Origin of the sequence: Pseudomonas edaphica (genome assembly GCF_005863185.1) — a bacterium.
Lineage (GTDB): Bacteria > Pseudomonadota > Gammaproteobacteria > Pseudomonadales > Pseudomonadaceae > Aquipseudomonas > Aquipseudomonas edaphica.
The window spans coordinates 1-5,621 of the sequence record NZ_VBVZ01000406.1 but is presented as its reverse complement, the minus strand read 5'-3'; the positions used below and the strand labels follow the sequence as shown (position 1 = coordinate 5,621).

The window sequence follows — 5,621 nt, the reverse complement described above, 5'->3', positions numbered from 1 at the left end:
ACGATGCGGCGGGTCAGGCGGATCGCGTCGGCGGCCACGCGCAAATCTTCGGGATGGCTGAGGTAGTTGGGCCGTATCAGGGGTGCATCCGCCGGGTTGGCGGAGCGAATATCAATGCGGCCACGGCTTTGCGGGCGCAGGTCGCACACCGACGCGGTGAATGCCGGGAAGGCATGCAACGGCTCGCCAAAACGCTCCAGTGACAGCGGCTGCACGTGGTATTCAAGATTGGCCGTAGTCTGTTCCGGGCCGGAGCGGGCGAAGGCGCCAAGCTGGCTGGGCGCCATGGACAACGGGCCGCTGCGGTCATACAGGTAGCGCAGGCCCATGCCCATTTTGCCCAACAGGGTGCCGGCGATCTGGTTCAAGGTGCGTGCGTTTTCCAGCTTGTAGATCAGCCGCAGTTGCAGGTGATCCTGCAGGTTGCCACCGACACCCGGCAGTTCATGCAGCACGTTGATGCCCAATGGCTTGAGCACAGTGGACGGGCCAATCCCTGAGCGTTGCAGGATGCCCGGCGAGCCGACAGAACCGGCGCACAGGACGATTTCCTTGCGTGCTTTCCAGCTTGATTGCTGGCCATGCTGGCGCCCGACCACGGCCGAAGCGCGACCGTTTTCCAGCACTACACGGTCGACTTCCACTTCGGTCAGCACGGTGAGGTTGGGGCGCTGGCGGATCGGCTTGAGAAACGCCTTCGCCGCGTTCCAGCGCACCCCGGCCTTTTGGTTGACCTGGAAGTAGCCGCAACCTTCATTGTCGCCCTGGTTGAAATCGCTGATCGGCGCGATACCACTCTGCGCCGCCGCATCGCGAAAGGCATCGAGGATCGGCCAGTGCAGGCGCTGTTGCTCCACGCGCCATTCACCGCCGTCGCTGTGAAATTCCGAGCCGCCGGCAAAATGGTTTTCGCTCTGTTTGAACAGTGGCAGCACGTCTTTCCAGGCCCAGCCGGGGTTGCCTGCGGCGGCCCAGCCGTCGTAATCCTGGGCTTGGCCGCGCATATAGATCATGCCGTTGATGGACGAGCAGCCGCCCAGCACTTTGCCGCGTGGGTAACTCAGTGCACGGCCCTGCAGGCCTTCCTGGGCTTCGGTCTTGAAGCACCAGTCGGTGCGCGGGTTGCCGATGCAGAACAGGTAGCCGACGGGGATGTGGATCCAGGGGTAATTGTCGCGGCCACCGGCTTCGAGTAGCAGCACGCGGTGGGCGGGGTTGGCGGACAATCGATTAGCCAGCAGGCAGCCTGCGGGGCCGGCGCCTACGACGATGTAATCGTATTCAGCAGTTGCAATGGGCATCTGAGGTCTCGCTTGTTTTTCTTATTGGGCCCATCCTAGTTGTTAGTTTTCGTCTTAAAAATGTTAGTTTTTACCCAGCTGCTGTGCGTTTTTAAACAGCGGCACTTAAACCTCGAAGCAACGTTATGCCTGTGGCGAGCGAGCTTGCCACAGTAAGCGCCAGTCACAGGTGCCGGGCCAGGCATTAGAAGGTACATTTGTCCAAGGGAGGCGACATGTTCGACTGGAATGACCTGCGGTTTTTTCTTGAGTTGCAACGCAGCGGCCGCCTGCTCACCGCTGCACAGCGCCTGAAAACCACGCACGCTACCGTGGCCCGGCATATCGAGGCCATCGAGAAAAGCCTCGGCACCGCGCTGTTCGTGCAGCATGCCCAGGGTTACGAACTGACGCCTTCCGGTGAAGCCCTGCTCAAGCACGCCGAGGCCATGGAAAACGTCGCGTTGCTGGCCGAAGACGAACTCACCCATTCCGCTGCGCCGCTGGGCAAGATCCGCCTTGGCGTGGCTGAGGGGTTGGGCGTGATGTTCCTCGCCAGCCGCATGGGCGGGCTGTTCGAGCGTTATCCGGGGCTGGAAGTGGAACTGGTGGCGGTGCCGCGCTTTGTGAGCATTCTCAACCGCGAAGCGGAAATCAGCATCCACCTCGAACGCCCCAGCGTTGACCAACTCGTCACGCGCAAACTCACCGACTACCGCCTGGCGCTCTACGCCAGCCGGGCTTATCTTGAGCGCAACCCGCCGATTGAAAAACGCGAGGACCTCGCCGCCCATGCATGGATCGATTACGTGGATGACCTGCTGTTCAGCCAGGAACTCAAGTTCCTCAGCAGCTTTTGCCGCAACCCCAAAGTGGTGTTCCACAGCACCAGCGTGATTGCTCAACACCAGGCGGCGCGTTCGGGATTGGGCATTGCGGTGCTGCCGTGCTTTATGGCTGCTGGCGACCCGGACCTGGTGCCTTTGCTGCCGGCAGAAAGCATCCAGCGCAGCTACTGGATCAGCTCGCGCCGGGAGCTGCACAAGTCAGTGCGGTTGCGGGTGTTGTGGGATTATGTGGTGGAGTTGTGTGCGCGCGAGCAAAGCTTGCTGTTAGGCGAAACCCACTGAAGAAACCGGATAAAAAAATGTGGGAGCTGGCTTGCCTGCGATGAGTCCCTGTCAGTCAACTTATTTGTTGAATGACACACTGCAATCGCAGGCAAGCCAGCTCCCACATTGGGTTTGTGTTGTGTCAGTGAGGGGTTAGAGCTTCACCACCTGATGCACCTGCTCAGCACACGCCCGCGCCTCGTCAATCATCTTGCCAAACGCTTCACTGGCGACTTCTGCATGGGGCAGCCAGCGTATCTTTTGGCTCAGGCGATAGTGATACTGCAGGCCGTTATCCGTGCGCTTGCCATCCAGATCCAGATCATACCAGGGCGAACGCACCTGGCAGCCGGGGATGGCTTTTTCCATCTGCCCACCGGTCAGCGTGAAACGGTAGTCGTAGGTTTCGGGGTTGCCCAGGTAAAGGTCGGCTTGTTGATCATGGCGACGGTAGTTGATGAAACCATCCCAACGGCCTTTGAGTGACTCGTCGGTGTAGACGTAGTCGTTCGCGAGCTTTTCCAGCGCGCGCTGGTCGTTCATGCTGGCGTTGACGGTGTAGCCGTCGTGCACCACGAAGGCGGTGGGTTGGCGGGTGATTTTACAGTCGCTGATTTCGTTGCCAAAGTTGCCGCAGATGTTCTGGTCGGTGGCGGTGGTGCCTTGCTGGCGGTCGGCGACGCTCATTTGCATCAGCGGCAGGCGGCTGAAGGTGATGGTGGCCTGGGTGGCGCCATTGCCTTGCTTGTCGAAGTGCACTTTTTTGTCCAGGCGCAGGGTGGTTTCCGGGCGTTCCAGCGGGATCTGTTCTTCGCGTACCTGGCCCTGAGCATCATTGACCAGCACCCAGCGGTCTTGAATGTCGGGCATGGTCTGGCCGGGTGCGAACACCGGATTGGTCGGGTCGAGCCACCAGACCTGGCCATCGACTTCGGCACGCACGATGGCGTGGTTCGCTGCATTGGTGCCGGGGATCAACAATGAGAACGCCACGTCGCCACGGCTGACCCAGGCGGTTTCGGCCTTGATGCCGCTGGCCTTGAGCATTGCGGTCAGCAGGATCGCCAGGTCTTTGCAGTCGCCATAACCATGCTGCTCGATTTCCGCCAGGTTGAACGGCACATAGCCGCGCTCGGTGGCGCGCCAGTCGCCCAGGTAGCGGTAGTGATCGTTGATGTGCTGCATCAGCGCTTCGACCTGTTGTGCCGGCGCCAGGTTGCGTGCGGTAGCTACGGCCGCGGCCGCTTGCGCCGGCAGGTTGGCGCCGAGGATCTGGTTGTAACGCTGGGCGAAATCACCGAAATACGCCTGGCGTTCCAGGGCGCTGCCCACTTCCAGGCGCGGGATGCGTTGCAGCGCGGCGCTGGAGGATTCGTTGATGTAATTGAGATAGGTCGGTTTTTTTTGCACCACGTCCAGGGTTTTGCCATTGGCAGATGCCGTTACTTTGAAACCGTCGAACAACTCACTGCGCCACTGGATCGGGCGCTCGGCGGTAAAGCGCGCCTTGACGTGGTCGCGCCGGAATGCGCTGGGGCCAAACATGATTGCGTAGTGAAACTGGGTCACCAACGGTTTGGCGGCGCGACGTTCGCGCACGGTGTAGCGAATTTGCGTGCCTACGCGCAGGTTCGGGAAGGCCAGCGAGGTTTGCTTGTAGCGGCTGAAGCCTTGGTCCGGGTTGGGCGCGGTGCGCGTGTCGATTTGCGCGGCGTCCAGCGCGACCGGCTTGGCGCCTGGTTGGGTGGATTGCGCGCTGATCACTTCAAAGGTGTCGCCTTCGGAGTAATCGAAGTCGATGCGCGAGAGCATTTCGCGGCCGTTGGGCTTGAGGATGGTGTAGTGCTGGGTTGTAGTGCAGTCGGTGCTGGCGTCGCGGTTGAAGTGGCAGTGCAGCTCGGTGTCGCTGGCCAGCGGGGCTTCGGCCATGGGTTGCAGGGCGGCACTGACACCGTGGGAAACCAGCCCCAGGCTCAGGGCAAGCAAGGGGCTGTGAAACGAAAAACGATACAAACGGTGCGAACGGTACATTGGCGCCTCGGGTGACACAGTGGAACAACTACCCGATGGGTAGTGAGAAGGCGCCGGATGATAATGGATCGCAACAAAAAAAGCCAGGATTGTCTGACAATTAATGTGTCTGAAAGGCCCGTTCTAGAGCCTTTTGGTTGATTTTTGTCAGGGTTTTAGCAGTTCAAATTCGGCACTGGCGAGCTTTTCGCCGTTCACCAGCACATGCACCCAGTGCTTGCCTGCGTAATGCTTGCGCGTGGTCAACTCACGAATATGTTGTTCGCGGCGGATGCTCTGATGTTCGCCCGCGCCCAGGGTAAAGGCCTTGAGCTTGAACACTTTCTGCGCGCTATGGCCGGCACTTTTTACGTAGTCGATGGCGTAGTCGACCACCAGCTTCTGCGCGGCGGTGGCGGTGGATTCCAGACTGAACGACAGGTTGATCCGCTCGCCCAGGTTGATCACCGCCGGTGTGACTTTCAGGTGGTGAATGTTTACCTCGGCCTTGGCGCCGGCGCCCATGATCGTGAGTGCGCGGGTATTGCCTTGCTTGATCAGGCTGCGCAAGGCGTGCCGGGCGATCCAGGCCGTGTGCGGGTTGTCCAGGTTCCAGCCTTCGATCAGGCTGAGCACCCAGTCCGGGTGGTCCTTGGTGATGTCGTTGAGGTGGTTGGCCACCGACTTGCGCACATACAGGCTGCTGTCGGCCTTGAGGTTATCCAGGATCGAGGCGCACAGCTGCGGGTTGGCCTGCACCTGGGCCAAGCGAAAGGACCACGGCAGGCGAGGGCGCGAGCCTTCACTGGCGAGGCGACGCACGTGTTCGTTGGCGTCCAGCGACCACTGCTGCATCACGGCCAGGGTACGCTCGAAGTCGTTCAACAAGAACGGGCGAATGGCGAACTCGGCCGAGCCAAACACGGTGAAGTATTTGAGCGCGGCCATGGAGCGCTTGAAGTCACTTTGCCCGTAACTGGCCACGTAGTGCGGCAGAAACAGGCACACAAATGAACTGTTCAGTCGCGGAGCCAGCGCATGCAGCAGCTTGAGGGTTTGCGCGTAATCCAGTGGGATTACCGCATGCAGGCTCTCACTGACCCGCGCCATGCGCTGCATCACCGACAACTCGGCCAGCCCGGCTTTGGCGTGCTTTAGAAATCCTTTTGCATCAAAGGCCGGGTACACCGCTGTCATTTCACTGGCGATGTGTTGCAGG

4 protein-coding genes are annotated in these 5,621 nt (G+C 60.5%); 1 reads left to right on the top strand and 3 read right to left on the bottom strand.

Features of this window, described 5'->3' with window-relative positions; all coding sequences use genetic code 11:
* Window positions 1–1,301: GMC family oxidoreductase (locus tag FEM54_RS22680; RefSeq protein ID WP_138453149.1), on the bottom strand; the 1,301-nt coding region annotated here is incomplete at its 3' end.
* 215 nt (window positions 1,302–1,516) lie between these two features.
* On the opposite strand from FEM54_RS22680, the gene FEM54_RS22675 reads away from it, so the two are divergent.
* On the top strand, window positions 1,517–2,410 hold the full coding sequence (locus FEM54_RS22675; RefSeq protein WP_017135020.1) for a LysR family transcriptional regulator: 894 nt from the start codon (window positions 1,517–1,519) through the stop codon (window positions 2,408–2,410).
* 135 nt (window positions 2,411–2,545) lie between these two features.
* Here FEM54_RS22675 and FEM54_RS22670 read toward each other — a convergent pair whose 3' ends face one another.
* Window positions 2,546–4,405 carry a DUF3857 domain-containing transglutaminase family protein gene (locus FEM54_RS22670; protein ID WP_138453151.1) on the bottom strand — a complete coding sequence of 620 codons (1,860 nt, stop codon included), beginning with the start codon at window positions 4,403–4,405 and terminating at the stop codon, window positions 2,546–2,548.
* Window positions 4,406–4,570: 165 nt separating this feature from the next.
* Window positions 4,571–5,620 (bottom strand): DNA alkylation repair protein, encoded by a 1,050-nt coding sequence (locus FEM54_RS22665; protein ID WP_240792785.1) that lies wholly within the window; start codon window positions 5,618–5,620, stop codon window positions 4,571–4,573.
* Between the last annotated feature and the right edge of the window lies 1 nt (window position 5,621).